Source organism: Mesorhizobium sp. INR15, from assembly GCF_015500075.1.
In the GTDB taxonomy this organism is placed as follows: Bacteria; Pseudomonadota; Alphaproteobacteria; order Rhizobiales; family Rhizobiaceae; genus Mesorhizobium.
The window spans coordinates 4,725,014-4,751,007 of the sequence record NZ_CP045496.1 but is presented as its reverse complement, the minus strand read 5'-3'; the positions used below and the strand labels follow the sequence as shown (position 1 = coordinate 4,751,007).

The 25,994-nt window shown below is 60.8% G+C and carries 25 protein-coding genes, 4 tRNA genes and 1 pseudogene; 21 read left to right on the top strand and 9 right to left on the bottom strand.

Annotation, left to right across the window (positions count from 1 at the left end; translation table 11 throughout):
• Positions 1-8: 8 nt before the first annotated feature.
• Positions 9-863, bottom strand: a complete 855-nt coding sequence (locus tag GA829_RS23120) for a tetratricopeptide repeat protein (RefSeq protein ID WP_195174922.1) — start codon at positions 861-863, stop codon at positions 9-11.
• A gap of 54 nt (positions 864-917) precedes the next feature.
• Between GA829_RS23120 and GA829_RS23115 the strand changes: the two genes are divergently transcribed.
• Positions 918-1,681, top strand: a protein-coding gene (locus GA829_RS23115) for an IS5 family transposase (RefSeq protein WP_195174921.1) whose coding sequence is annotated in 2 segments (ribosomal slippage) — positions 918-1,251 and positions 1,251-1,681 — 765 coding nt in all. Because the reading frame shifts where the segments join, the coding sequence is not laid out codon by codon here.
• Here the strand turns inward: GA829_RS23115 and GA829_RS23110 are convergent.
• Positions 1,668-4,676 carry a caspase family protein gene (locus GA829_RS23110; RefSeq protein WP_195174920.1) on the bottom strand — a complete coding sequence of 1,003 codons (3,009 nt, stop codon included), beginning with the start codon at positions 4,674-4,676 and terminating at the stop codon, positions 1,668-1,670. The two genes, GA829_RS23115 and GA829_RS23110, sit on opposite strands and share 14 nt — an antisense overlap.
• Positions 4,677-5,315: 639 nt before the next feature.
• Between GA829_RS23110 and GA829_RS23105 the strand changes: the two genes are divergently transcribed.
• The 3 genes and pseudogenes from GA829_RS23105 to GA829_RS36850 all read left to right on the top strand — a co-directional run.
• Complete coding sequence (locus GA829_RS23105) at positions 5,316-7,391, top strand: caspase family protein (RefSeq protein ID WP_195174919.1); 2,076 nt, start codon at positions 5,316-5,318, stop codon at positions 7,389-7,391.
• 163 nt (positions 7,392-7,554) lie between these two features.
• Complete coding sequence (locus tag GA829_RS23100; RefSeq protein ID WP_195174918.1) at positions 7,555-7,992, top strand: hypothetical protein; 438 nt, start codon at positions 7,555-7,557, stop codon at positions 7,990-7,992.
• A gap of 126 nt (positions 7,993-8,118) precedes the next feature.
• A pseudogene (locus tag GA829_RS36850) lies at positions 8,119-8,318 on the top strand (PQQ-dependent sugar dehydrogenase); the annotation flags it as partial.
• A gap of 549 nt (positions 8,319-8,867) precedes the next feature.
• On the opposite strand, the gene GA829_RS37355 reads toward GA829_RS36850, so the two are convergent.
• The 3 genes from GA829_RS37355 to GA829_RS23090 all read right to left on the bottom strand — a co-directional run bounded on the left by GA829_RS37355 (position 8,868) and on the right by GA829_RS23090 (position 10,291).
• On the bottom strand, positions 8,868-9,404 hold the full coding sequence (locus GA829_RS37355) for a tyrosine-type recombinase/integrase (RefSeq protein ID WP_308462076.1): 537 nt from the start codon (positions 9,402-9,404) through the stop codon (positions 8,868-8,870).
• The gene (locus GA829_RS37350) at positions 9,395-10,054 is read right to left on the bottom strand and encodes a tyrosine-type recombinase/integrase (protein WP_308462075.1); all 660 of its coding nucleotides are present in this window, start codon (positions 10,052-10,054) and stop codon (positions 9,395-9,397) included. Before GA829_RS37350 ends, GA829_RS37355 begins: the two co-directional genes overlap by 10 nt.
• Positions 10,055-10,215: 161 nt before the next feature.
• Positions 10,216-10,291: transfer RNA gene (locus GA829_RS23090), tRNA-Thr, on the bottom strand.
• Between the two features lie 151 nt (positions 10,292-10,442).
• Here GA829_RS23090 and GA829_RS23085 point away from each other — a divergent pair.
• The 3 genes from GA829_RS23085 (at position 10,443) to GA829_RS23075 (ending at position 11,511) form a co-directional block, all read left to right on the top strand.
• On the top strand, positions 10,443-10,610 hold the full coding sequence (locus GA829_RS23085; RefSeq protein WP_195174917.1) for a hypothetical protein: 168 nt from the start codon (positions 10,443-10,445) through the stop codon (positions 10,608-10,610).
• Positions 10,611-10,771: 161 nt separating this feature from the next.
• A complete protein-coding gene (locus GA829_RS23080) occupies positions 10,772-10,966 on the top strand; it encodes a hypothetical protein (RefSeq protein WP_258051858.1) in 195 nt (64 codons plus the stop codon).
• Between the two features lie 236 nt (positions 10,967-11,202).
• Positions 11,203-11,511, top strand: a complete 309-nt coding sequence (locus GA829_RS23075) for a BA14K family protein (RefSeq protein WP_195174916.1) — start codon at positions 11,203-11,205, stop codon at positions 11,509-11,511.
• A 113-nt stretch (positions 11,512-11,624) separates the two neighbouring features.
• On the opposite strand, the gene bhcR is transcribed toward GA829_RS23075, so the two are convergent.
• Complete coding sequence (gene bhcR / locus GA829_RS23070) at positions 11,625-12,446, bottom strand: HTH-type transcriptional regulator BhcR (protein WP_195174915.1); 822 nt, start codon at positions 12,444-12,446, stop codon at positions 11,625-11,627.
• Between the two features lie 205 nt (positions 12,447-12,651).
• On the opposite strand from bhcR, the gene gcl reads away from it, so the two are divergent.
• The 3 genes from gcl to GA829_RS23055 are packed head-to-tail and all read left to right on the top strand — an operon-like array spanning position 12,652 to position 16,225.
• On the top strand, positions 12,652-14,433 hold the full coding sequence (gcl, locus tag GA829_RS23065) for a glyoxylate carboligase (protein ID WP_195174914.1): 1,782 nt from the start codon (positions 12,652-12,654) through the stop codon (positions 14,431-14,433).
• Between the two features lie 39 nt (positions 14,434-14,472).
• Positions 14,473-15,270 carry a 2-oxo-tetronate isomerase gene (gene otnI / locus GA829_RS23060; protein ID WP_195174913.1) on the top strand — a complete coding sequence of 266 codons (798 nt, stop codon included), beginning with the start codon at positions 14,473-14,475 and terminating at the stop codon, positions 15,268-15,270.
• A gap of 37 nt (positions 15,271-15,307) precedes the next feature.
• Positions 15,308-16,225: a 2-hydroxy-3-oxopropionate reductase gene (locus tag GA829_RS23055; RefSeq protein ID WP_195174912.1), complete on the top strand. Its 918-nt coding sequence runs from the start codon at positions 15,308-15,310 to the stop codon at positions 16,223-16,225.
• Positions 16,226-16,355: 130 nt separating this feature from the next.
• Here the strand turns inward: GA829_RS23055 and GA829_RS23050 are convergent, their stop codons facing one another.
• A complete protein-coding gene (locus GA829_RS23050) occupies positions 16,356-17,213 on the bottom strand; it encodes a TrmH family RNA methyltransferase (protein ID WP_195174911.1) in 858 nt (285 codons plus the stop codon).
• A gap of 202 nt (positions 17,214-17,415) precedes the next feature.
• Here GA829_RS23050 and GA829_RS23045 point away from each other — a divergent pair.
• Together GA829_RS23045 and GA829_RS23040 are read left to right on the top strand one after the other, a co-directional pair.
• Positions 17,416-17,500, top strand: a tRNA-Tyr gene (locus tag GA829_RS23045).
• Positions 17,501-17,581: 81 nt separating this feature from the next.
• Positions 17,582-17,655: transfer RNA gene (locus tag GA829_RS23040), tRNA-Gly, on the top strand.
• Between the two features lie 84 nt (positions 17,656-17,739).
• On the opposite strand, the gene GA829_RS23035 is transcribed toward GA829_RS23040, so the two are convergent.
• Positions 17,740-18,189, bottom strand: a complete 450-nt coding sequence (locus GA829_RS23035; RefSeq protein WP_195174910.1) for a YidB family protein — start codon at positions 18,187-18,189, stop codon at positions 17,740-17,742.
• Positions 18,190-18,332: 143 nt separating this feature from the next.
• Here GA829_RS23035 and GA829_RS23030 point away from each other — a divergent pair, with 143 nt between their 5' ends.
• Positions 18,333-18,590 carry a GlsB/YeaQ/YmgE family stress response membrane protein gene (locus tag GA829_RS23030; RefSeq protein WP_195174909.1) on the top strand — a complete coding sequence of 86 codons (258 nt, stop codon included), beginning with the start codon at positions 18,333-18,335 and terminating at the stop codon, positions 18,588-18,590.
• A 188-nt stretch (positions 18,591-18,778) separates the two neighbouring features.
• Here the strand turns inward: GA829_RS23030 and GA829_RS23025 are convergent, their stop codons facing one another.
• A complete protein-coding gene (locus tag GA829_RS23025) occupies positions 18,779-19,666 on the bottom strand; it encodes a DMT family transporter (protein WP_195174908.1) in 888 nt (295 codons plus the stop codon).
• 305 nt (positions 19,667-19,971) lie between these two features.
• On the opposite strand from GA829_RS23025, the gene tuf reads away from it, so the two are divergent.
• The 8 genes from tuf (at position 19,972) to rplK (ending at position 25,993) form a co-directional block, all read left to right on the top strand.
• Positions 19,972-21,147, top strand: coding sequence for an elongation factor Tu (gene tuf, locus GA829_RS23020; protein WP_195174907.1), 1,176 nt, complete (start codon positions 19,972-19,974; stop codon positions 21,145-21,147).
• A gap of 221 nt (positions 21,148-21,368) precedes the next feature.
• Positions 21,369-22,970 (top strand): hypothetical protein, encoded by a 1,602-nt coding sequence (locus GA829_RS23015; RefSeq protein ID WP_258051854.1) that lies wholly within the window; start codon positions 21,369-21,371, stop codon positions 22,968-22,970.
• An 86-nt stretch (positions 22,971-23,056) separates the two neighbouring features.
• Positions 23,057-23,569, top strand: a complete 513-nt coding sequence (locus GA829_RS23010) for a group II truncated hemoglobin (protein ID WP_195174906.1) — start codon at positions 23,057-23,059, stop codon at positions 23,567-23,569.
• Positions 23,566-24,120: a putative glycolipid-binding domain-containing protein gene (locus GA829_RS23005; RefSeq protein WP_195174905.1), complete on the top strand. Its 555-nt coding sequence runs from the start codon at positions 23,566-23,568 to the stop codon at positions 24,118-24,120. Before GA829_RS23010 ends, GA829_RS23005 begins: the two co-directional genes overlap by 4 nt.
• Before the next feature lie 82 nt (positions 24,121-24,202).
• A tRNA-Trp gene (locus GA829_RS23000) sits at positions 24,203-24,278 on the top strand.
• 369 nt (positions 24,279-24,647) lie between these two features.
• Positions 24,648-24,851, top strand: a complete 204-nt coding sequence (secE, locus tag GA829_RS22995; RefSeq protein WP_195174904.1) for a preprotein translocase subunit SecE — start codon at positions 24,648-24,650, stop codon at positions 24,849-24,851.
• A 27-nt stretch (positions 24,852-24,878) separates the two neighbouring features.
• Positions 24,879-25,406, top strand: a complete 528-nt coding sequence (gene nusG / locus GA829_RS22990) for a transcription termination/antitermination protein NusG (RefSeq protein ID WP_013531409.1) — start codon at positions 24,879-24,881, stop codon at positions 25,404-25,406.
• A 158-nt stretch (positions 25,407-25,564) separates the two neighbouring features.
• Positions 25,565-25,993 carry a 50S ribosomal protein L11 gene (gene rplK / locus GA829_RS22985; protein WP_027055614.1) on the top strand — a complete coding sequence of 143 codons (429 nt, stop codon included), beginning with the start codon at positions 25,565-25,567 and terminating at the stop codon, positions 25,991-25,993.
• Position 25,994 lies beyond the last annotated feature (1 nt).

The window sequence follows — 25,994 nt, the reverse complement described above, 5'->3', positions numbered from 1 at the left end:
GTGGACCATCACCGCAATGCATTCCTGCCCTTGCGAACGTTGTCGAGGTTCTGTGTCGTTTCCTGCGCGTTTTCCGCGTTGCCTGTCGCCATGAAGGCATCGAGCGCGGTCTGGCAAACCGTTTCGGCTTCGTTGAAGGCCGCCCTGTCGTGGCCATAGGTGCCTACGCCGGAAAGCGCGCGACACAGGCTATCATTGATGTAGGGCAGACTGGTTTGCGATGGCAGATTTCGCTGGGCGGCGACAGCCTGGCGCAAGGCAGTGACCGCCTCGGTGAACGGTTCAAGCTTGTGTTGTCGCTCCCCCATGATCGTCAGGCCATAACCGACGCCGTTTTGCGCTATGGCGAAATCGTCCGGGAAGGCGGTGTTGGTATAGACGTGCAATGCGGCGCGATATGCGGTGATCGCTTCAGCCAACACGGAGATAGCCTCGGGATCATTCTCGCCGATGCTCAGCAGCGCATTGCCCAGCATGCGCTGCGTCTGCGCCCAATCGTCGGCGGGCTTCGCTGCGGCCTGCAGCTCCGCCGCCGAACGGTAGGCGGCCACGGCCTGTTCGAGGACGGCGCGGTTCTTGTCATGCGCGCCGAGCGAGTGCAGAGCTACGCCGAGATTGTATTGAGTACTCGCCCATTGCTGCGGCTCTTTATCCCGCGAATAGGCTGCAAGGGCGCGGCGAAAGGCGTCGGCCGCATCTGCCCACAGTTGCGGCGTACCCTGGGCATCGGCAAGCTTTTGCAGAAGCAGTCCGCGATTGAATTCCGAGGACGACAGGTTGGCATTGGGATCGCCGGCACGGTCAAAAGCAAGCGAGGCGTTGAAAGCCTCGACGGCCTTCTTGTAGCTAGGGTCAGGACCCATTAATTTGTTGAATTGAAGAGTATTCGATGATTCAAGGTGGCAGGAGGTGCTGGCTTGAGTGATTTGCTGATGTTGACGCCGGAGCAGATGCGGCGGATCGAACCCTATTTTCCTCTGTCGCATGGTGTGCCGCGAGTGGATGATCGCCGGGTGCTGAGCGGCATCCTGTTCGTGATCCGCAATGGCCTTCGCTGGCGGGATGCTCCTGCCGGTTACGGTCCGCACAAGACCATCTACAACCGCTTCATCCGCTGGAGCCGGCTGGGTGTGTTCAACCGCATCCTGGCCGAACTGGCGGCGCGGGGCGGCAAGACGGACAATCTGATGATCGATGCCACCCATCTGAAGGCGCACCGCACCGCCGCCAGTCTGCTCAAAAAGGGGCTCTACCCCGATGTATCGGACGCAGCCGAGGCGGACTGACTACCAAGTTGCAAGTGGTCTGCGACGGCAAGGGACGCCCATTGCTGCTGCATTTGAGTGAAGGGCAGGCCAATGATCACAAGACCGCTGCCGCAGTGATCGAAACCTTGCCTCAAGCCAACTCCCTGCTGGCCGACCGAGCTTACAGTTCCGCCGCCTTCCGACAGGCGCTCGTCGAGCGCGGCATTACGCCTTGCATTCCACCGCATGCCAGCCACCGCATCCAGCACGCCTACGATCCGGTCCTCTACCGCCAGCGCCACAGGATCGAAAACCTGTTCGCACGCCTCAAGGACTGGCGGCGCATCCACACCAGATACGACCGATGTGCTCATACCTTCCTGTCGGCAATCGCCTTCGCTGCTGTCTTCATCTTCTGGATCAATGAGTCCTGACCCTAGATGTATCGGACGTGGCGTCGCCAAGCTGCTGCAGACAATAGCCGATATTGAACTGCATCGAGGCCCAGTCCGCCGGCGCGTTATCCCGGCGATAGCCTGAAAGTGCAGCGCGAAAGGCGCTGGCCGCCTCGGCCCAGCGATCCGGCTTCCGCTCGCGGTCGGCGATCGTCTGGAGCAACAGCCCGATATTCTTGTTGGTGGCGGCCCAGTCGGCGGAGGTCTTGTCCTTGCCATAGACGATGAGCGCGAGGCGGTAGGACACGACGCCCTGGATGAGGCGGTTGGTCGCGTTGGAATCGGACCCGAGCTTCTCCAGGATGATGCCGGAATTGAACTTGGCGGTTGACCAATCAACCGGATCGTCAGCTGGAGTGTAGACTTCCGTTGCCGCCGTGTAGGCTGAAAGCGCTTGCTCAAGCATTGCATTGTCGGATCTGGCCTGGCCGGCCATCAGCGAGACATAGGCGAGATTGATCTGCGCGCTGGCCCAGTCCCTCGGCACCCTGTCTCTGCTGTAGTAGCGCAGCGTCTGTCGCATCGCGTCGGCGGAGCGCTGAAACAAGGCGGTGTCGGCCGATCTTTCGGCCAGTTTGCGGTCGACGAGGGCCATGTTGAAGAGCGTCGAAGCCCAATCCTTTGGGGTCTGTACCTCGGTCCATTCCTGCATAGCGGCGGAATATGCATCCAACGATTGGTGAAGCACGGCGACATCGTCATCGAGGTCGGCATAGTCTTGCAATGCAAAGCCCAAATTGTACTCGGTCTGGGCCCAGTCGAGCGGCACGCGTTCGCGTGTGCGCTCCTCGAGTGCCGCACGGTAGGCAACGAAGGACTGTTGGTAAAGCTCGCGATCCTTGCGGCGCTTGGCCAGCGCCGACAGCGTATTGCCGAGATTGTTCTGTGTCGTTGCCCAATCGAGCGGAACTTTCTCCCGGCTGCGCTCCTCAAGCGCGCCGCGATAGGCTTCCGCCGCCTGCTCAAGATACCTGTCGTTGTTTTCCAGATCGCCGAGCAGGCGTAGGGCAGCGCCAAGATTGGTCTGGGTGTTCGCCCATTCCAGCGGTTCGCGATCGCGTGTGAACTCCTCCAGCGCACTGCGATAGGCGCCGATCGATTGCCGCAACAGCCCGGCATCGTTTTTGCGGTTTCCGAGGAGGGAAAATGTTGTACCGATATTCTGCTGGGTGCGAGCCCAATGGATCGGATCGCGGTTCCGCGTGCGTTCCTGTAAGGAGAGCGTGTAAGCCGCGATTGCCGCCACCAGCTTGTCTGAGTCGCCGTCGCGGACACCCAACGTGGACAAGATGTTGCCGATGTCCATCTGGGTCAGCGCCCAATCATCGGGATATTTTTCGCGCGAATAGAATTCGAGCGCTGCGCGCTGCGCGGCCAATGCCTCTTCGATGCGGCCCGTGCCACGCTCGCGTTCGCCGAGTTCGAGCAAGGCGACGCCGAGATTGTTTTGCGCCAGCGCCCAGTCTTCGCCATCATCATCCCTAGAGGCGAAGCGCAATGCCCGATGGTAGGTATCGATGGCGCGCTGCAGCGCCGCATTGTCACCCTTGAAGTAGCCATGGCGATAAAGCGACAGCGCCTCGCTGTTGAGGTAGGAGAAGGCAAGCCCGTCATCCCAGCGTTCGACCTGCTGGAACGCCTTCTCGTAGTCGGCGGCCGCCGTCAGATAGTCGAAGGAAAGCTGATAGGCGGCGGCACTCTTGCCATAGACTTCGGCGAATTCGATGCGGCGCGCCTTCACATCGGCTTCGGCGTTACCGACATCGCCCTCGAGCGAAGCCACGCGCGCCTTGGCTTCCTCGTGTAATTTGATCGCGGTCTCCAGGGCGCCCTCCGAGACCGCCTTGTCGGCCAGGCCCGAGAGGCGAACGATCTCAGGATCGGTGGTTTTCAGCGCCTGGCGCTCAGCCATCAGCGCCTTCACTTTCTCGGCTTGCGTTTGCAACAACTGGCCGAGCTTGGCCGGATCGTCGGGAACATCGCTGCCCAGCGCCCGCAGCATGCCGTAGAGCGCGTCCATCGGTACGCCACTGTCGGCCGCCGCCGTCTCGACTTGCTGGCGTTCGCCGCTCGGCAGCGTGGAGATGGTAAGCAGCAGTTTTCGCCGCTCCGTCAGGATTTCACCGTCGACGCCTTTCGGCCCTTCGACGGGCATGCCAAAATAGAGCATGCTCCTGAGGCTCTCGTTGACCCAGGGCTGCTGCTTGCCGCCGGTCTTGAGGTAGACCTCTTCGGCAACCAGCCGCAGCACGGTGCCGAACTCGTCGCCTTGCATGGCGGACAGATGTTTGAGCAGGGCCGCAGCATAGGGGCTGTTGCCGCCCGTCGGCCCATCCAGCGCCGCCTTGCCGGGTTCGGCCGCAAAACCCAGCACCGTGCCGAGGCTCTTGACCGTCGCCGAAGCGGAACTCAGCGCCATCGCGCCGCGCGGCATGCCGAGCCCTCTTGTGTTCATCGCCACCGGTAAACCGCCAGATTCCAGTCGCACGGACGCCCCGGTGGGGAAGGGATTCGAGCGACAAGCGTCGAGCAGCACGATAGCCACCGGCACCGTCGCTTTCAGTTTATCGACGATGCCCGACAGCGGGACCAGCTTTTCCTCCGCATCGTCGAGCGCATCGACAGAGGCGTCCACCGGAACCAGGAAGTTCTCGCCGCCAGCTTCGATGCCATGTCCGGAGTAATAGAGCAGCGCCACATCGGCGCCTTCGGCATCTTCGGTGAAGCGCTGAAGCTCGCGCATCAATTTTTTGGCGTCGCGGTCGGCGACCAGCCTCGCCTCGAAACCCAAATCGGTCAAAAGCTTCTGGATTTCTCGCGCATCATTGCCGGGATTGGTTAGCTTACCGAGGTGCAGGTAATTCTGTTCGCCGATGACGAGCGCGACGCCTTTCAGCGCCTTCGGCTCTTCAGCCTGAGCCGGAACCAGCGCGCACAGGCACAGCACGAGTGCCGCAGCAACGGCCACGCCCATGCGCGTACTCTTGATTGTCAACCGCACAAGCCGCATCGCCACCCCGGAACTCGCAAAGCACAAATACTCAACGAGATGGCATCATGATGGCCGGCGCCTGGAAAGTCATGGGGAGCGGTTCATGCCGCGCGCTGTTTCCGATGCCGGCTGGCTTTCAAGCCGCGACGGGACGGTGTTCGCCAAAGCGTTTTCAGGGGGGGGTGCATGACAGAATTCAAACCAGAGTTCGATCTGGACAGCAAGGCGGTGCTGGTCACCGGCGCCTCGTGCGGCATTGGCCACGCCTGTATGAATACGCATTGAAACGAAACCTCATCGCAAAGACCATTATTGTATTGTTTGCACTCCGATTTTGTCGAACAGACACGGTCAACCCTCAGAAGTCACAGCGATATCAGCCCGATATGCCAAGCCCTCGCGGTGGTCAATCTTGAATGCATATTCGCAACGCGTCCCCGGAAACAGATACACCGATTTCGCCTATACCGACATAAGGCCGCCCGATTTACCGATTTGACTGGACATGGGCTGCACCAGCTTGCGAATGTAAGCTGGTGCTAATGATGGGCGAGCGGCATGACTGTGCGCTTGGGGTGGTGTTGCATATTTGCCGGAGCCTTTCTGCTCGGCTGCTCTCTTGTGCACGCCGAAACCCGGGCGCTCGTCGTTGGCGTATCCGGCTATCCTAACCTTCCTGATGCCATTCACCTCGTCGGACCTAAAAATGATGCCCGCGAAGTCGCCAACACACTGGTCCGGCTCGGTGTGCCGGCCGCGGATGTGACCGTTCTGGCCGACGGTGTCAGGGATTTGACCGAGGGCGTATTGGCCCCTGGGCCTGGCACCAGGCAGGCGATCCTTGCTGACCTCGACAAGCTGGCCGATAGCGCCCGCGAAGGCGATCTAGTTATCTTCTATTTCTCCGGCCATGGGTCGCAGCAGCCGGACACCAACGGCGACGAAGAGGGCGGTCTCGACCAGATTTTCCTGCCCTACGACATAGGCCGCTGGAATGGAGAAGGCGTGGACCGCGCCATCGTCGATGACGAACTCGCGCGGCGCGTCCAGCGCATCCTCGACAACGGCGCCGACTTTTTCGGCATTATCGATGCGTGTCATTCCGCTAGCGGGTTTCGCGATGTTGCCGGCGACGACGCCCGGGCTCGTGGCGTCGATCCGGTTGATCTCGGAGTGCCCGAGGACAAGGGGGCGGCGACCCGAGCACTTTTCCTCGAACGCAAGGCAGTGCCCAAGGGACGCGGACGAGCCGCCTTCTTTTACGCTGCCCAGACAACCGAGTCCGCGCTGGAGAAAACCCCACCTGGCGCGGCCGACGGCGAGAGCTACGGCGTCTTCACCTACACCATGCTGAGCCGGCTCAACCTGACACCGGACCTGACCTACCGCACCCTGCATCAGGCCGTGGTGGCCGACATCAAGCGCAATACGTTGATGGCTACGCAGACACCGGATCTTGAGGGTGATTTGCTCGATGAACCGGTGCTCCGGTTGAGCAAGGCCCGTCCGATCAGGCAATGGCCGATCTACGCCGGGAACCTTCAGGCCGGGCAACTCGCCGGCCTCAACGACGGCACTATTGTCGCGCTTTACGCGGACGCAGCGGCGGCCGAGGCGCAGGTGGTTGCCTATGGGCTGGTCGAGAATGCCGGAGCCACGAAAAGCATCGTCACGCAAATCGCCTGGCCTTGTGCCAAACCGGCCGGGGAAAACGGCTCATGCCCGGCGACGCTCAACGACGCGGCCTTCAAGAAGGGCCGCTTCGCCCGAATCGTTGAGCCGGGCGTCGATCTCTCCGTGACGCTGTCAGAGCCGATCCGGGTAAATCCTGCGGATGGACAAGACTACGCCGCCGCAATCGCCGCCCTTCGCTCGGCGGTCGCATCCGACACGTTGTCAAAACGCGTTTCCATGCGGTCGGCTGGTTACGATATCGCCGTTGCCCTGGTTGACGGCAAACTCGCTTTTTCAACCACCGGCGGCCAGATCGATCGTCTCGGGCCAGGTTCATCGCCACGGCTGTCCTTGCCCGGCAATCCGCAGGCCGCGACCGCCACCGTGGCTGCGGCAATCAACCGGATCGCGCGCGCGCTGGCGCTGCAACGCCTTGCCGGCAGCGAGGCTGCACAAGCGATCGGCCTTCAGGCGCGTGTGCTGATCGCCCGCGCGAAGCCAGAGGCGGTGACCGACAAACAATGTTCCGATGACCGTTCAAGGTACGAACCGCCGGTCGAGGCCGGCGCCGCCCCGCAACTCGGCAATTGCGACATCATATCGATAACGATGCGCAATACGGGCCCCAAGCCGGTCGATGTCACTGTGCTGCTGGTCGGTCAGGACTTTTCGATCACGACGCTTTGGCCAGCCGCCGGCACCATCAACCGGCTCGCTTCCGGCGACGAGAAAAACGCCGACATCGCTCAGATCGAGCCTGATACATCATTAGCCAGCGACGAGCGTCTGATCTTCGTCGCGGTGCCCGGCCTCGGCAAGGCACACACTGTCTTCGACAATCTCGAGCAGGAGGGCCTTCGCGATGTTCCCGGAACCGAAGATACCGCGCCAGAAATGGCCGAACTGCGCAATCTGGTCTCGACCAGCCTGAACGACATGGCCCAAGGCTCGGTGAGCAAACCACCGCGCATCGAGGAAGACATGTCCATCGATATCCGGCCGTTCACGGTGACGGCGAAATAGACGCTGCCTCTACGGCAGAACGAATTGGCGCCGCCCAGACCGGCGCTAGCAGGATCCGCAAGCTGGTTTCGCCGCGAAGGGGGGCGTGATTGGATTGAGGAGGCGCCGGCGAAACTGATGGGTAACCGGCGGTAGTGAAACGGACACAACAGAGGACTGACCGATGATGAAGAAACTGCTTCTTGCCGGCCTTCTGGCCGCAACCAGCCTGACATCAGGCGCTTCGTTCGCAGAGGACAAAAAGCCTGATATCTCGGCCGCCCAGCAAGCCGAAGGACGCCAGATCCTGGAAACCGCCCGGGCGCTCGAAAGCTATGGCGAAGCGAAGGGCGATCCACTCGCTCTTGTCACCTCCGCCAAGATGGTGGCGAGCGTTCCCGGCCGCGTTCTGGCCGACGGCCAGCAAGGCGACAAGGGTGCCAACTTCGACGTTGAAGCGGTGCTCAAGAAGGCTGAGGGCCTTGCCCAGGGCGATGCGCTGATCACCAAGGTGGCCGCCGACGTCCGCACCATGGCAAAGGCCAATTCCAAGGCCGTCTGCTACTGGCAGTACTACTGCTACTGGAACGGCTACTGCGAATACGCCTATTACTGCTATTGATTTGCGCCCTGGAGAGGCGCCCTGCGGATTTGCCGCAGGGCGCTTCTCCAGGCCCGGGTCATTGGCGCTGCATAGCAGTAGTGACTAGCAAAATTGCGTTAGAGCCCCTTTTGCCGGCCGATTGAAATATTTGCCGGCGGCCTCCCCAACCCAAACGGCCTCACTTGAATTGAAGAGAGCTCCCTGTGGGCCGTCGTCAACGAGCGCGCCGAACTTGGTCCGGACCTGGTTCCGGACCACATGGCTTCGGTCAAGGATGGCGCCCTTCTATGGCTGGCCCTTACGGCTACTATGGCCTTGCCCAGGGGCCGAAGCTCAGGCCCCGCTGCCGGGTGTATTCGGGGGGGTAGGCAGCGGGGCCGCGATGGATCGCGTAAATCCATCGGACAGCAGGGTCTGCGCTGCCGTCGTCGACGATACGGCGAGCCGGAACGGTTCAGCAAATTACGGATTCGTATAAATTGGCCGCAATTTCTTTGTACTCGTTTCGCTTAGTTCTGCGGCGGACATGCTGGACCGCTTGGCCGGCCTGATTCAGGCAACTTCCATTAATGGCGCCGGCCACCTCCACCAACGCGAAACTGATCAATTCCCCAGCCGTATTCCAATCGACGGCATGTCAAACGGCTTCCAAAACTGACCCTCGATCGGCGTCCAATTCTGATCCCCCTTATATAATGCGCGACGGTCAGCGTTCGCCCGGGCAAGGGTTGCGCAGCCCCGGCGAGCGCGGATGGGGCTTGGCAGCTTGATGGGGTGATCAGGCGCGATTCTGAAGCGCTAGGTTGCTGCCAACTGAACAGCTTAACTACTTATACCCGCGGTGATCACGCCAAACCGAAAAACAGCGGCACTCCCGTAGAGTGTGTACAAGACTAACGGTGCGCTTTTAGCGCGTCTAGCAAATCCCCCCACCCGTGCATCAGCGTCACGCGTTGCTCCCAATAGGTCGCGCGGTTGTAAGTACGCCGAATGGCGTTCTTGTCTTGGTGCGCCAGTACCGCCTCAATGACGTCTGGATCGTAGTTGCGGGCGTTGAGGATGGTGCTGGCAGTCACCCGAAAGCCATGGGCGGTTACTTCGTCTTTTCGGTAGCCCATCCGCCGTAGCGCGGCATTCATGGCGTTCTCGGAAAGCGGACGCTTGGTCGAGCGGATCGAAGGAAAGACTAGGCCGCCCCGCTCTGAAAGCGGCCAGACTTCTCCCAGGACCCGGAGCGCCTGCTTGGATAGTGGCACATCGTGCGGGGCACGCATCTTCATGCGCTCGGCTGGTATGTGCCAGACAGCCTTTTCTTGGTCGAATTCGGCGCGGGTCGCCCCCCGTACCTCGCCGGGACGGACGCAGGTAAGGGCGAGGAACTGGAGAGCAGCTTTCAGGGTCGGCCAGCCATCGTACTCATCTATCGCCACGAGGAGCTGACCGAATTTCTTTTCATCGGTGATAGCGGCACGACCATTGGCTTTAGGCGGCTGGAGGGCGCCCCGAAGCGGCAGGGTCGGGTCGCCCTCGGCCCGCAGGTGACAATCGCCAACCGGAAGACACTGCCGATCACGCCGCGCAGACGCCGCGCCGTTTCCCGTCGGCCGCTCCTTTCGATCTTCTGGAGAAGTTGAAGTATCTCCGCTGGGGTGATCTCTTTGATTGGACGTTTGGCCAGCGGGCAGGCCAAGTCTTCGAGGAGCCACTTGGTTTTGGTGACGGTGGCCGCTGCGGCGCCTCGCTCCTCCATCCGTTTGACGTATTCCTCGGAGATCAAGCCGAAGGTTGTGCGCGCTTCTGTGAGAGCCGTGATCTTCTCCTCCCTGCGTTTTGTGGAGGGGTTAATACCGGCGATAAGCAGCCTCTTGGCCTGGTCGCGCTTCTCTCTCGCGTCGAGTAGCGACACCAATGGGTATTTCCCAAAGGAGAGGATGTTTTCCTTTTCCAGGCTGCGATACCGCAATTGCCAAAGTTTGGAGCCGCTTCTTTGGACGAGGAGATAGAGCCCGTCGCCGTCAGTGAGGCGATACGGTTTGTCTTTGGGCTTGCTGTTCTTGCATGCGAAATCGGAGAGCGACATGGGTAACGGACCTCCCGGGTAATGGGTAACGATCCGGATCGTTACCCAAAAATCGATGCGTTGCAACGGTACGCGGCGGGTCGGCATGAGCAGCTAAGACAAGCTAACTCGTTGATTATGTTGAGTGGTGGGATGCTATGAGAAGCTGTGGGAAAGGAAGGTGGTGCCCCCGGACGGAATCGAACCGCCGACCTTCGGTTTACAAAACCGCTGCTCTACCAGCTGAGCTACAAGGGCACTGGCGCACCGGTTAGCCATATTTGCCGCGCCAGTAAAGACAAAAGTCTGTTTTTTTGGCTCAGCGGGTGCGGGCAGCGGGCATCCTGAAAACGGCCAATGTGCTCCCTATATGATTGGAGGGTGCAATCGCATTGGGCGAGGGTGTCGCATGATCAGATTTGTCATCATTCTTCCGATTCTCCTGGTGGCGTGGCTTCTCCTGGTGAAAATCATCAAGGACGTGAAGAGCGCCAACGTCGACTGGACCGGCGTCACCACCATCATCGGTTTCATAGCAATAGCCTTCTGGCTCCGCCACATCACCGGCATGGGTTGACCGTCGGACAGTTGGTCGTGGATAGCCAGTAACGAGCCGCGATGAAGGTGGCGGGCTCCCACTGGAGGAAATCCTTCGAGCCTTCGAACCTTTTGCCGCGCCGCGCCGACTGATGGTCAGGGGCGAATGGGTCGCCTCGATCAAGGATCCAGGAGATCATCATGAAGCGCAGTCTCGTTTCCGGCCTCATCGCCGTTTTCGTCGTCACCGGCGCACTCGCCGGCACCGCTGGCACGTCGTCGGCTCACGGCATGCACCACCACCATCATCACCACCACAGGCACCACAAAGATCACTGGTGGTGGCACCACAATCATCATCACCACAAGCATGGCAAGGTGATCATTTTCCTTTGATGGAGAGACCCAATTCTCCCAAAAGGGCGGCTTCGGCCGCCCTTTTTGCGTTGCGGGGGGCTGAGCGTGCGTCAGTGTGAGGGACCGCGCAGGCGGATCGGTCCGCGACCTTGAGGGTCAAAACCAGCTCCCTGAAAAAAATCGGAAAAAATGTCGAACCTTTTTCTTGCCCGCAACGACTGATCTTCAAGAGGCGGATGGATCGCCTCGGTCAACGAAGCAAGGAGATCATCATCATGTTCACGCGCACACTCGTTTCCGGCCTTATCGCCACCACCGTTGCCGCCACCGCGCTGGTCGGCACTGTCCAGCCTTCGGCCGCCCACAGCCACAATCACGACCTTGGTATCGGCATCGCCGCCGGCGTCGGTGGCTTCGTCCTCGGCAGCATGCTCGCCCAGCAGCCGCGCACGGTCTATGTCGACCAGTATGAGGGCGGTGGTTCCTGGCATGTCCGCCGCTGCTACGATCGCTACCAGAGCTACGATGTCGACTCCGACACCTATGTCGGCCACGACGGCTACCGCCACTATTGCCGGCTCTAGGAGGAGGCGAACCGTTTCAAGCAACCTGAAAGAGGGGCGTCCCCACCGCCCCTTTTTCAGCTGTTTTTCACCTGGTTTGCCCTGCGTGCATCGTTAGATTCGCGCCACCGGCATCATGGCGAGCCGACCCCGCCGATCATTTTCGTCACATCGGCAGCGGCGTCACGCACCAGGGGGCCGATCTCGGCCAGCCGTTCCGGCGTTACCCGCACCGTCGGCCCGGATACGGAAACGCCACCGATGGGTTCGCCGAATTCGTTGAAGATGGCAGCAGCCACGCACCGCATGCCAGGATGCCGCTCTTCATCGTCCACTGACCAGCCGCGCTGCTTGATCGCCGCGAGATCATGGGCGAGGGCGGGTATCTCAAAGAGTGTCTTGTCGGTAAAACGTTGCAGCCCGGCCTTGCGCAAGATGGCGCCGACACGCTCCGGCTCGAGATGGGCCAGCACCGCCTTGCCGATGCCGGATGCATGGAAAGGGCTGCGTGTGCCCGGCTGGAAGAAGGCGCGGATGGCCTGGTGCGTCTCGACCTGGCTGACGAAAACCACGCAATCATCCTCGGCGACACCGAGATTGGCGGTCTCGCCGGTTTTCTCCATCAATTCCTGCATGACGACGCGGGCTCGATCGACCAGCTTGCGGCGGCGCAGGAACGCCGCACCCATGCGATAGGTCTCGACGCCGATCGACCAAAGCTGGTCAGAACTGTCGAACTCAACCATGCCGTGGTTTTCGAGCGTCGTCAGCATGCGATAGGCGGTGGAGGCGGCGAGGCCGGAACTGGCGGCGATCTCGCTGAGCGACAAGCCGCTGCCTTCGGCGACAATGGCAAGGATACGCAGCGCCCGGTCCAGCGATTGCACAGAGGATGTCTCCGAGGGACCATTGAAGGAGCGCGGACGGCCACGCTGACGTTTTTCGGTTGTGTCCATGGACTCATTCTCCTCCATTTCGTCAAAGGCGCAATGAAAAAGTTTTTCAATTTGTTCGCCGCCAGATTCTTGGAAAACAGAAAAGCACGCAATTTCAATGCTCAGGCATTGTTTTTTAGAAATGAAAAAATATTCTGAAAAAATTGAAAAATAGCCCACCTGGTGACATCCTTAGCCATCCAACAATCATCTCGTGGAGCTGAACATGGCCAGGATGCGCGCAGTCGATGCTGCGGTTCTCGTTCTCGAAAAAGAAGGCATCTCGTGCGCCTTCGGCGTGCCGGGCGCGGCGATCAACCCGTTCTACTCGGCATTGAAGGCGCGTGGCAGCATCCGCCATGTCCTTGCCCGCCACGTCGAGGGCGCCTCGCACATGGCCGAAGGCTATACTCGCACCAAGGCTGGCAATATCGGCCTATGCATCGGCACGTCGGGCCCAGCGGGCACCGACATGATCACCGGGCTCTACTCGGCCGCCGCTGATTCCATTCCAATCCTCTGCATCACGGGCCAGGCGCCGCGCGCCCGGCTGAACAAGGAGGATTTCCAGGCCGTCGATATCGCCGCGATCGCCGCACCCGTCGCCAAATGGGCGGTCACCGTCATGGAGCCCTATCTGGTGCCGATGGCGTTGCAAAAGGCGTTCCACCTGATGCGCTCGTCGCGGCCCGGTCCCGTCCTGATCGACCTGCCGGTCGACGTGCAACTGGCCGAGATTGAGTTCGACATCGACGCTTATGAGCCGCTGGTGCCGTTCAAGCCGGCAATGACGCGCGCCCAGGCCGAGAAGGCGCTGCATATGTTGAACGCGGCTGAAAAGCCGCTGATCGTCGCCGGTGGCGGCATCATCAACGCGGACGCTTCGGATCTGCTCATCGAATTCGCCGAGATCACTGGTGTTCCCGTCATCCCCACGCTGATGGGCTGGGGCGCGATCCCCGATGATCACCGTCTGATGGCCGGCATGTGCGGCCTGCAGACGTCACATCGCTACGGCAACGCCACCATGATCGAGGCCGACTTCGTCTTCGGCATCGGCAACCGTTGGGCAAACCGCCACACCGGCTCGGTCGATGTCTACACCAAGGGCAAGAAATTCATCCATGTCGATATCGAGCCGACGCAGATCGGCCGTGTCTTCGCGCCGGACCTCGGTGTCGTTTCCGACGCGGGTGCCGCACTGAAGATCCTGCTCGACGTCGCCACCGAGTGGAAGACGTCAGGCAAGCTGCGCGACTGGTCGGGTTGGGCAAAGGAATGCCTGCAGCGCAAGAAGACGATGAAGCGCAAGACGCATTTCGACCAGGTGCCGCTGAAGCCGCAGCGCGTCTATGAGGAGATGAACAAGGCCTTTGGCCGCGACGTCACCTACGTCACCACCATCGGCCTGTCGCAGATCGCCGGCGCGCAGTTCCTGCATGTCTACAAGCCGCGCAACTGGATCAATTGCGGCCAGGCCGGCCCGCTCGGCTGGACGCTGCCGGCAGCGCTTGGCGTCCGCGCCGCCGACCCGCACCGTGCCATCGTCGCCCTGTCGGGCGACTATGATTTCCAGTTCATGATCGAGGAACTGGCTGTCGGTGCGCAGCACAAGCTGCCCTACATCCACGTCGTCGTGAACAATGCCTATCTTGGCCTGATCCGCCAGGCGCAGCGCGGTTTCTCGATGGATTTCGAGGTCAGCCTTGCCTTCGAGAACGTCAACCGGGCCGGCGATCCCGAGGCCGGCTATGGCGTCGACCATGTTGCCGTTGCCGAAGCCATGGGTTGCAAGGCGGTGAGGGTGCGCAAGCCGGAAGAATTCGCCGGTGCCTTCAAGGAGGCGCAGCGCCTGATGGAGGAATTCCAGGTTCCAGTCGTGCTCGAATTCATCCTCGAGCGTGTCACCAACATTTCCATGGGCACGGAAATCGACAAGATCACCGAATTCGAGGAACTTGCCGAACGTCACGAAGACGCGCCGACGGCGATCGTGATGCTGGACTAATTCAGGCTCGCTTGATTCATTTTGTAAGGACGTTCCGCTATGCCACGGTTTTCAGCCAATCTTTCGATGCTTTTTGGCGAGCATGATTTTCTCGACCGCTTCGATGCCGCCGCCCGCGCCGGCTTCAAGGGTGTCGAATATATCGGCCCTTATGACCATGCGCCTGACGTCGTCGCGGCCCGGCTGAAGAAGAACGGACTGTCGCAGGTTCTGTTCAACCTCCCACCGGGTGACTGGGCCAGAGGCGAACGCGGCATAGCCGTCTTGCCGGATCGCATTCACGAATTCCGGCAAGGTGTAGCCAAGGCCATCACCTACGCGCACGCGCTGGGCTGTGAGCAGGTGAACTGCCTTGCCGGCATCGCACCGCAAGGCGTTGCGCGCGACGTGTTGGAAAACGTCTTCGCGGAGAACCTCGCTTTCGCGGCGGAAAAGCTGGGGCAGGCCGGCATTAGGTTGCTGATCGAACCGATCAACACGCGCGACATCCCCGGCTTTTTCCTCAACACGTCAAACCAGGCGTTGTCGCTTATCGATCGGGTCGGCTCGAAAAACCTGTTCCTGCAATACGACATCTACCACATGCAGATCATGGAGGGGGATCTCGCCCGTACCATCGAGGCAAACCTCGGCCGCATCGCGCATATCCAGCTGGCGGACAATCCCGGTCGTCACGAACCGGGGACGGGCGAGATTAATTACCCCTTCCTCTACGATCATATCGACCGGATTGGTTATTCCGGCTGGGTTGGGGCTGAGTACAAGCCGAAGGCCGGGACGGAGCAGGGGTTGGGTTGGTTCAAGGCATTGACCGGCCAGGGAAGTGCGGCGGCATAGCCGCGGAATTTTGCCGATAGAAATACGGAGAAGAAACATGGAAACCATCGGCTTCATCGGCCTTGGCATCATGGGCGCGCCGATGGCGGGGCACCTGCTGGATGCCGGCTACACGGTAACGACCAGCGATCACCGCTCGAAACCGTCCGCTGATCTTGTCGCCAAAGGGCTGAAGACGGTCTCCGGCCATGCAGCGGTAGCGAAAGCCGCCGACATCATCATCATCATGGTGCCTGACACACCGCAGGTCGCCGACGTGCTGTTTGGCGAGAACGGCGTCGCCCAAGGCCTGTCCAAGGGCAAGCTCGTCATCGACATGAGCTCGATCTCACCAATCGAGACCAAGGTCTTTGCCGGCAAGGTCAACGCGCTTCGCTGCGACTACCTCGATGCACCGGTGTCCGGTGGCGAAGTTGGTGCCAAGGCGGCGTCGCTGACCATCATGGTCGGCGGTGAGGATAACGCCTTCGAACGGGCAAGGCCGGTCTTCGACAAGATGGGCAAGAACATCACGCTGGTCGGCCCGAACGGCGTCGGCCAGACCACCAAGGTCGCCAACCAGATCGTCGTCGCGCTGACCATTGAAGCCGTCGCCGAAGCGCTTGTTTTTGCTTCGAAAGCCGGTGCTGATCCGGCCAAGGTGCGGCAGGCGCTGATGGGCGGGCTGGCGGCATCGCGCATCCTAGAAGTGCATGGAGAGCGCATGGTCAAGCGCACCTTCGCGCCGGGCTTCCGCATCGAACTGCACCAGAAGGATCTCAATCTGGCGCTGGAAGGGGCAAAGGCGCTGGGCGTATCGCTGCCCAACACCTCGACCACCCAGCAACTGTTCAATTCCTGCGCAGCCAATGGCGGCGCGAAGGAGGATCACTCGGCGCTTGTGAGGGCGCTGGAGCGGATGGCCAATTTCGAAGTCGGCGGCGAAGCCGCTGATATCAAGGGCAAGGCAGCATAGGCCAGGACAAGGCGGCGCAACGTTCCCACGTCGTCAACCTTTCCTGTCGAAGAGCGGGTTCCTGCGTTTAAACGCGGGAACCCGTTTCTCGTTCGATTATTCTGCCTGCAACGGGCCTGATAGTCCCGACCTAGCTGCGTTGCTTCAAAAATGCCCGCGCCGCATAGAGGCTGATCGCGGCCGCGTTCGATACGTTGAGCGAGCGAATGGCGCCGGGCATATCGAGGCGCGCTAGTGTCGTCACCGTTTCCTGGGTCTTCTGGCGCAGACCCTTGCCCTCGGCGCCCAGCACCAGGGCGATCTTGTCGCCGCCAAAACTTGTTTCAAGTTCCGCCGGCCCGTCCGAATCAAGGCCGATGGTCTGGAAACCGGCCTCGTGCAATTGCCCAAGCGCATCGGCGAGGTTCTTCACCTCGATCTGGTCGATATGTTCCAGCGCGCCGGAAGCCGATTTCGCCAGAACGCCGGATTCTTGCGGGCTGTGGCGCGCCGTGGTGATCAGCGCGCCGGCGCCGAAGGCGACCGCCGAACGCAGGATGGCGCCGACATTGTGCGGGTCGGTGACTTGGTCAAGCACCAGCACCAGTTTCGTATCGCCGAGCGCATCCAGCCGCTTGGGCTTCAGCGGTTCGGCCTCGATCAGCACGCCCTGATGCACCGCATCCGAACCGGTGACCCGGTCGATGTCCCGGGGCTCGACCAGTTCGGTCTTGAAGGGCAGGGCGGCGAGATCGGCGATGGCCAGGCGCTCCAGGGCATTGCGCGTCACCAGCATCTTCCTGATCTTGCGGCGCGGGTTGTCGAGTGCGGCGCGTACCGTATGCAGCCCATAGAGCCGCACTAGGCCGTCCGCCGCGTTCTCGCCTGCTGCCACCGGCTGGCGCGGCTTGAACGCCGGTGCGCCGCCGCTCTTCTCGTCGCGAAAGGCGCGGCGCAGCTTGGCGTAGTGGGTATCTTTAGGGGTGTTGGATTTGCTGTCGTTGCTCATGGCTGGCTTCTATAACCATGTCACACGGCTGTGGATACTGCCGGGTTGAGCGGCCCGCCGGACAGCGGATGAAATTCAGCGTGTTTTGCCGGATTCTTGCGGTTGACAGTTTTGGACGGTGCCGCCATAAGGCGCTTCGCGGGAGGCTGCTGAGGCGGTCGTAACGCGACGATGCTTCGTTGCATGGCTCCGGCGGCAGACTGGAGAGGTGCCCGAGTGGTTAAAGGGGACGGACTGTAAATCCGTTGGCTATGCCTACGTTGGTTCAAATCCAACCCTCTCCACCACTGCCGGCCCGGAAGCCCTGAAACGACGAGCATCGACCGAAAAGTGTGCAGCGGTTTTCGGATAGGTCTGAATCCCTGCATGCGGGTATAGCTCAGTGGTAGAGCAGCAGCCTTCCAAGCTGAATATGCGGGTTCGATTCCCGCTACCCGCTCCAAACAATCCCAGATCACCAAAGATGCACGAGCGCTCTTCCGCGCGCCCTGGCGGACGCGCGGTGCCTGTCTGAAGGGCGGGGCTCCTAGCTGTTGAACGCCGACGCCACCTGATGCGGCTGTGGCACCTGTCCGTTTGGCGTCAGCTTGTCGATCACGCCCGGTAGGGCGGTGGACAATTGCTTGAGCAGTTCCTGCTCGTCCATGCCCGTCCTTTGTGCGATCTCGCGGATGACTTGCGGCCCCAGCGCGCTGCCGAGGTCGTTGGCGTTGATGGGCTGGTTCTGTCCGGTGCCGACCCAGGAATCGGCGACATTGCCGTGGCCGGCATCCTTGAGCTTGTCGAGCAGGCCGCCCAGTCCGCCAAGCAGACCGCCGTCGGCGGATGTCGTTCCGGTCGGAGCCGGGCTTTGAGGTTGGTCTGGCTGCTCGGCGCTTTTGCCGCTCAGCATCTTCCCAACCAACAGCGCGCCGAGGGCGATCATCAGAGGTTTGGCGATGTTGCCGCCGGGAACGGCGTTGTCAAACAGTCCCATTGTGGATCTCCATGTCAACGTTACCCCCGCTTCAACAATGGCCCTTTCAGGCGCGATTTCAAGCTGGCCGCGGAAATTCAGCCCGGCTTGAGCTTTGGCCGCTGCTGTGAGCATGATTGGGCGGGGGGCAATGGAGAGGATAAATGGGTATCATCAGCTGGATCATTCTCGGCGTCATCGCCGGCTTCCTGGGCAGCAAGATCGTTAACAAGACCGGCCAGGGCATGATCATGGATATCGTGCTTGGCATCGTTGGCGCGATCGTCGGCGGCCTGATCTTCAGCGCCTTTGGCGCATCAGGCGTCACCGGACTGAACATTTACAGCCTGATCGTCGCTGTCGTCGGCGCCGTGGTTGTCCTTTGGGCCTACCACCAATTCACCGGCAACCGGACGCTTTAAGAGCCGGCTAGCGGGCAGCCTGCCGCTTTCCGGGCATTCCGGCGGTGAAAGATGCGGCTTCGGCTTTTCCGAAGCCGCAGGTGGTTCACATACAGCATAGACAATAGACAAAAGCGTTCGCGGCGTAACTCAGCGTTTCCGAGGGTAACATCGACAAGCAAGTTGCGGATGCCCGCGCCCGATTTGGATTACGCTATGACGGTCAACCGCCGCTTCCGCTCATCGAGCGACACGATGGTCAGCCCGCTGGCAACCACCAGCAGGATGCCGCAGATAGCCAGCGTATTGGGGAATTGCCCGAACACAAGCAGCCCCGAAATGACCGCCCACACGGTGAAGCAATAGTAGAATGGCGCCACCGCGCTGGTTGGCCCGACGCGATAGGCCATGAAGATGAAGAAGTGGCCGAAGATCAGGAAAAACCCGGCGCCGGCCATCAGCAGCAGATGGCGTGCCTCGGGCATGACCCAGCGTTCCGAAATGAGATGCGCGGCACCGGCGCCCACCAGCACGACCACGACCGCCGAAATCGCAACGATCATTCCCGGGACCTCGGCCGAGACCCGCCTGCCGGCAAGGTCGCGCGCGGCGGCAAGTGCCGCGTTGCCGAGCGCCAGCAAGGCGTAGATCGAAATGCCTTGCATGGTCGGTTGCGCCACCATCAGCGCGCCGATGAAGCCGAGCCCGATGAGCGCCATGCGCTGCGCGCCGATCCGTTCGCCGAACAGCAGCGAGGAGCCGACCAGCATCAGCAACGGCGTGATCTGTCCGAGCGCGGTTGAATCAGCGATCTGCATGTTGGCGAGCGCGACCACGTAGCAAAGGATTGCCGCCAGTTCCAGCAGGTTCCGGCTCAGGACGCGCTTGTCCAGGATCAGCGGGATCTGTTTGCGGTAGCCGAGTGCGAACAACAGCGGAAAGCCCCAGAGCGTTGCCGCCACCCCGCGCAGAAACAGCACCTCATAGGATGGCAGTCCTGATGTCGCGAGCTTCATCATCGTATCGTTGACGAGGTAAGACCCCGTGGAAACGATCATGAACAGGGGGCCGCGAATGGCAGGCGGGATGAAATGCATTCGTTCAGGAAATCAGAGCTTTGCAGCAGCGGCAATGGGCGCTTGGGCGGCTCGTGAAATTCTGCGGGGGACAAGCAGTATTCCGGTCGCGGACGCCATGTACCGGCGGTCGCGGGCCGGATCTTCGCCCATTTCATTTCCGCTTATCCATACCTATATCCGCGTCACATCCCCGAAATCGGATACCGGGTTCAGACCGAGTGAGACGGCGCCCGGCCAAAAGACGCTTGTGTTTTTTGGCCTTTGTCGGTAATCGCCCCGCATTCGACTGAACTGAAGGTCCAGGCCGTCCAAGGAAAGAGACTATGGCAAAAGGTAAATTCGAGCGTAACAAGCCTCATGTGAACATTGGCACGATTGGCCACGTCGATCATGGCAAGACGTCGCTGACGGCAGCGATCACGAAGTATTTTGGCGAATACAAGCGCTACGACCAGATTGATGCGGCGCCTGAGGAAAAGGCACGCGGCATCACGATCTCGACGGCGCACGTTGAGTATGAGACGGCAGCCCGCCACTATGCCCACGTCGATTGCCCCGGCCACGCCGACTATGTGAAGAACATGATCACCGGTGCGGCGCAGATGGACGGCGCGATCCTGGTTGTGTCGGCGGCTGACGGCCCGATGCCGCAGACCCGCGAGCACATCCTTCTGGCGCGTCAGGTTGGCGTTCCTTCGATCGTGGTGTTCCTGAACAAGGTCGACCAGGTTGACGATGCCGAGTTGCTCGAACTGGTCGAGCTCGAGGTTCGCGAGCTTCTTTCGAAGAACGAATTCCCCGGCGACGACATTCCGATCGTCAAGGGTTCGGCTTTGGCCGCGCTGGAAGATTCCGACAAGAAGATCGGTGAAGACGCGATCCGCGAGCTGATGGCAGCGGTTGACGCCTACATCCCGACGCCGGTTCGTCCGCTCGACAAGCCGTTCCTGATGCCGATCGAAGACGTGTTCTCGATCTCGGGCCGTGGCACGGTTGTCACCGGCCGCGTCGAGCGTGGCATCGTCAAGGTTGGCGAGGAACTCGAGATCATCGGCATCCGTCCGACGACCAAGACGACCTGCACGGGCGTTGAAATGTTCCGCAAGCTGCTCGATCAGGGCCAGGCTGGCGACAACATCGGCGCGCTGCTGCGCGGCGTTGACCGTGAAGGCGTTGAGCGCGGCCAGGTTCTGGCCAAGCCGGGCACCGTGAAGCCGCACAAGAAGTTCGTTGCCGAAGCCTACATCCTGACCAAGGACGAAGGTGGCCGTCACACGCCGTTCTTCACCAACTACCGTCCGCAGTTCTATTTCCGCACGACGGACGTGACGGGCATCGTGTCGCTGCCGGAAGGCACCGAGATGGTGATGCCTGGCGACAACATCACGGTCGATGTCGAGCTGATCGTGCCGATCGCCATGGAAGAGAAGCTGCGCTTCGCTATCCGTGAAGGCGGCCGCACCGTCGGTGCCGGCATCGTCGTGACGATCAAGGAATAATCGAGGCCGGCATTTGCCGGAATTCGATGGGAGGGCGGTCTTCGGGCCGCCCTTTTCATTTCCGCTACCCTGCGGGACGAGTATTGCAAGCGCCGTCGCCGCAATTATTATGGGTTGCATAAAGGGGGCTCTTGCCAAGCGTGGTTCCGGGAAGCCGCTCAGGAAGTATGGCAAGTTGGTGGCGCGGGCTGGCTCGCCTGGCACCGGTTGTAGCGATGGTGATGGCAGTCTTCGCCGCGAAGGCTGAGGACATCTTCCCGAAAATATCCGATCCGAAGATATGGTCCAACGATAGTTCGCAGATGCGGTTCGTCGTCGTGCGCAGCAACGCGTCGGGCTGCGAGCCCAACTGTCCGGAATGGATATCCGCCGAAGGCACCATTGAGGCCGGGACGCCAGCTCTGCTCAGGCGTACGTTGAAAGCGCTCCCCCGGAAACTGCCGATCGTCGTCAATTCCCCCGGCGGCAATGTCGACGCGGCGCTTCAGCTTGGCCGAATAATCCGCAAGAACAAGCTCGACATCGCCGTCGGCGCGACCAGGTTTTCCGGTTGTTGGCCGGGGATGAAGGATTGCCGGGTCAATGACGGCAAGGGCGCCGCCTATTTCGGCATTGCCTTTGACGGTGGCACCATGTGTAGTTCCGCTTGTCCGCTGATGTTTGCCGGAGGCGTGCGCCGTCTCGTCGGCAGCTGGGCTTTTCTAGGTGTTCACCAGATAACCACCACATACCGGCGCGAACAGATAAGTTACCGCACCACCTATAGAATTGTGAACGGCAGGAAGAAGGTTATCGGCACCAAGGTCGTCGGCCGCACGGAGGCTGGCAGCTACAAGACCTATGAGATGAGCAAGGCGGTTGAGAGAAGGCTCTCCACCTATCTGACGGGGATGGGTATAGGCGCGGACATGCTGGCGACGATGAAGGCAACGCCAGCCAGCGAAATCCACCAGGTCGCCCTCGACGACATGCTGACGATGAAGCTGGTTACTGGCACGGATGCTGTAGACCTGTTGACCAGCGCAAGCCTGTGCATGGTTGACCCTTTGGCCTCGAATTGCCGGCAAGTGGTCATGCCTGCAACAAAAGCACCGGTGGCAGAGCCCGCCGCTGCGGCCGCGCTTGAGCCGGAGGTTGCGAAGGCCCCTGAAGACATGCGCTTTGTGCTTGTTCGCGGCGGCGATCCGGTCTGCAATCCTGATTGCCCCGAATGGATTTCCGCTCAAGGCGTGATTACATCCGAGACGCCGAAGAGGCTGCGTCAGCTGTTTGAGACAATTGGAAGTCGAAGGTTGCCGTTGGTTGTCAGTTCACTGGGTGGCGACGTGCTCGGCGCCATGGCCGTCGGAAGATTGATCCGTGAACACAAGCTTGACGTGGCGGTAGCGCGAACGACCTTTGTCGGATGTGCTCCGCAAAATGTCGGATGCACTCCCAAAAATGGTGTCTATGCCGGCATTGCGACCGATGCAGGCGGGCAGTGCGATGCGGCCTGTCCGATCCTGTTCGCCGGTGGCGTTGGACGCGTCGTCGGCGACGGTGCTCGCTTGTCTGTGCATTTCCTGGCGTTCGAGCAAAAAACCAGCGACTATCTCGGCGAGATGGACATCGGGTCAGGTTTTTCCCTTTTGATGCAATCGGCGCTCTCGGTGCATTATGTCCAGCTCAGTGCTGATACGATGCTGAATTTCAGGCTGACGACCGGGCCTCAATCAGTCAGCGCACTGACCGGAGCCATGATATGCAAATCATCGCCGAAACCCGATAATTGTCGGGCTCTGCCATCCACGAATGCACAGGTGGACACGCCTGCGAAGCTGTAGCGGTTCCCGCCCTGGCCATGCTGGGAGGTTGAGCGCCGCCAGGCCTTGCCGTATCTTTCATGCCTGTCGAGGCTTGAGGATCGGTGATGAGCAAGGATGTTCCAACTCTCTACGAATGGGCCGGCGGCATCGAAGCGTTGAACCGCTTGACGCAAACCTTCTACGACAAGGTTGCGCAGGACCCGATCGTTGGACCGGTGTTCAAAACCATGTCGCCGGATCATCCGGCCCATGTCGCGGCTTTCGTCGGCGAGGTCTTTGGCGGACCGAAGACTTACAGCGAACAATTTGGCGGCCATCGCGAGATGGTGATGCACCATTTGGGCAAGCATCTGACCGAGGAACAGCGCCGCCGCTGGATCAATCTCCTGGCCGATGCCGCGGACACAGTCGGCCTGCCGGATGATCCGGAATTCCGCTCGGCTTTCATGGGCTATGTCGAATGGGGATCGCGGCTGGCCAAGATGAATTCCAATCTTGGCGAGACCTGCAATCCAGAGACGGAACCGATGCCGGCCTGGGGCTGGGGCGTGCCGGGCGGTCCATACACACCGCCGGGTGGTGATGGTGTGCTTCCACCAAAGGCTCTGGAAGAGTGACGTCCGACGAGTCGCGGATCGTCCGTTGGCGCGAATGGGATGGGCCTGGTCTCGAACATCTGGCCCTGCGGCGGCGTTCAGGGGAGATTTTGGCGGAAGCGGCGGTCATCTGTTCCGGCGAGGATCCGTTCGCGGTTCGCTACCGTATCGTCTGCGACGCTGGTTGGTGTGCCAGGAGCGTCGAGGTCGATATGATCGGCACTGGCGAAAGGCTGGTTCTTGCTTCGGACGGCGATGGCCGCTGGACCAGGAACGGCATGCCGATGCCCGAACTTGACGGCATTCTGGACCCTGATCTTACCGTCACGCCGTTCACCAACACTCTGCCGATCAGGCGATTGCGGTTGGCGACCGGCCAGAGTGCCGAGGTCATTACGGCTTTCATCGAGTTGCCGGCGCTCACTGTCGTGAGCTATCCACAACGCTACACATGTCTCGAAGAGGGCAGGCGATACCTCTATGAATCGCGCGCCAGCGACTTCAAGCGCGAACTCGAAATCGACCGGGACGGACTGGTCGTCACCTATCCCGGCTTCTGGCACAGGGTGTGAAGGTGCGTTTGCATGCAAACCGCTCTTTACAGAGCGTGCGGAAGCTTTTAGGAAGCGCCTGCTGCGCCGAGTTGCGCACGATACGGGCATAGCTCAGTTGGTAGAGCGGCGGTCTCCAAAACCGCAGGTCGTAGGTTCGAGCCCTGCTGCCCGTGCCATTTCTAGAAATGGCGAAGTGAACGAAATACGCTCTTTTGCAGTCCTGCCTTTGAAAATTGGCGACGCGCTTGCCATATTAGGGCGATTGGGGCATAAGGGCGCCATAGCCGGGACGGAACGACTGGATGGTTCCGAGGCGGCGTTTGGTCATAAAGCGGGCACTTGCCACTTGCGTGGATCAAGAATCGGTTTTATGTAGACGAAACAGACACGCGACGCGTGGAGCTGGGAAGCCGGCTTTACGCGTCTGATTTGCATGGGCGAAATGATTGCGCTGATTCGGCGCGAGAGTGAGCCTAGGCGGCACGTCCCGGCCAGCGGGATCATCCAGGGGACCCGGCCAACGGGTCTTGAAGACAGAGCGGCATATGGCTTCGAAAACCACAAATCCTTTCGTCTTTCTCCAGCAGGTTCGCGCGGAGACCGCCAAGGTGACTTGGCCGTCGCGTCGCGAAACGATGATCTCGACGGTGATGGTTCTGGCTTTCGCTGTGATCGCGATGGTCTTTTTCTTCACCGCTGATCAGCTCATGGGCCTTGCGGTCGAGCAGCTTCTTGGCATCGGACGCTAAGTCCGGCGATTACGGAGAAATCTTGAAATGACCGCGCGGTGGTACATCGTCCACGCCTATTCGAACTTTGAAAAAAAGGTCGCCGAGGATATCGAGAACAAGGCCAAGCAGAAGGGTCTGTCCGCCGATATCCATCAGATCGTCGTGCCGACCGAGAAGGTCGTCGAAGTTCGCCGTGGCCGCAAGGTCGATGCCGAGCGCAAATTCTTCCCGGGCTACGTGCTCCTGAAGGCCAACCTGACCGATGCCGTGTTCTCGCTCGTGAAGAACACGCCGAAGGTAACGGGGTTCCTGGGCGACTCGAAGCCGGTGCCGATCACCGAAGCCGAGGCCCAGCGCATCCTGAACCAGGTGCAGGAAGGTGTCGAGCGGCCGAAGCCCTCGGTCACTTTCGAGATCGGCGAGGCGATCCGCGTGTCGGATGGTCCTTTCGCGTCGTTCAACGGTTTCGTCCAGGAAGTGGACGAGGAGCGTGCGCGGCTCAAGGTGGAAGTTTCGATCTTCGGGCGCGCCGTGCCGGTCGATCTGGAATTCGGACAGGTCGAAAAGGGCTGATCCGAAATCCTGCCGCCCTGTGCGGCAGGGAAGGGCGGCGCGGAGATCGCGCGGCTCTGAGTACGGTGGGAGACGAGTGCGGCTTAGCCGGCCGCATGGATCGAACCACCAGACTGCAACCGCCGGCAATGCCGGCATGAGAAAAGGCAGGAAAAGAGATGGCTAAGAAAATTGCAGGCCAGCTCAAGCTCCAGGTCAAAGCGGGATCGGCAACGCCGTCTCCGCCGATCGGCCCGGCGCTTGGTCAGCGTGGCATAAACATCATGGAATTCTGCAAGGCGTTCAACGCGCAGACCCAGGAAATGGAAAAGGGTTCTCCGGTTCCCGTCGTCATCACCTACTATCAGGATAAGTCGTTCACCTTCGTCATGAAGACGGCCCCGGTGAGCTACTTCCTCAAGAAGGCGGCGAACCTGACAGCTGGTTCCAAGGAGCCGGGCAAGGTCAAGGCTGGCACCGTTTCGCGCGACAAGGTCCGCGAGATCGCCACCGCCAAGATGAAGGATCTGAACGCAAACGACGTCGAAGCGGCCATGCGTATGGTCGAGGGCTCCGCCCGCTCGATGGGTCTGGAAGTGGTGGGCTAAG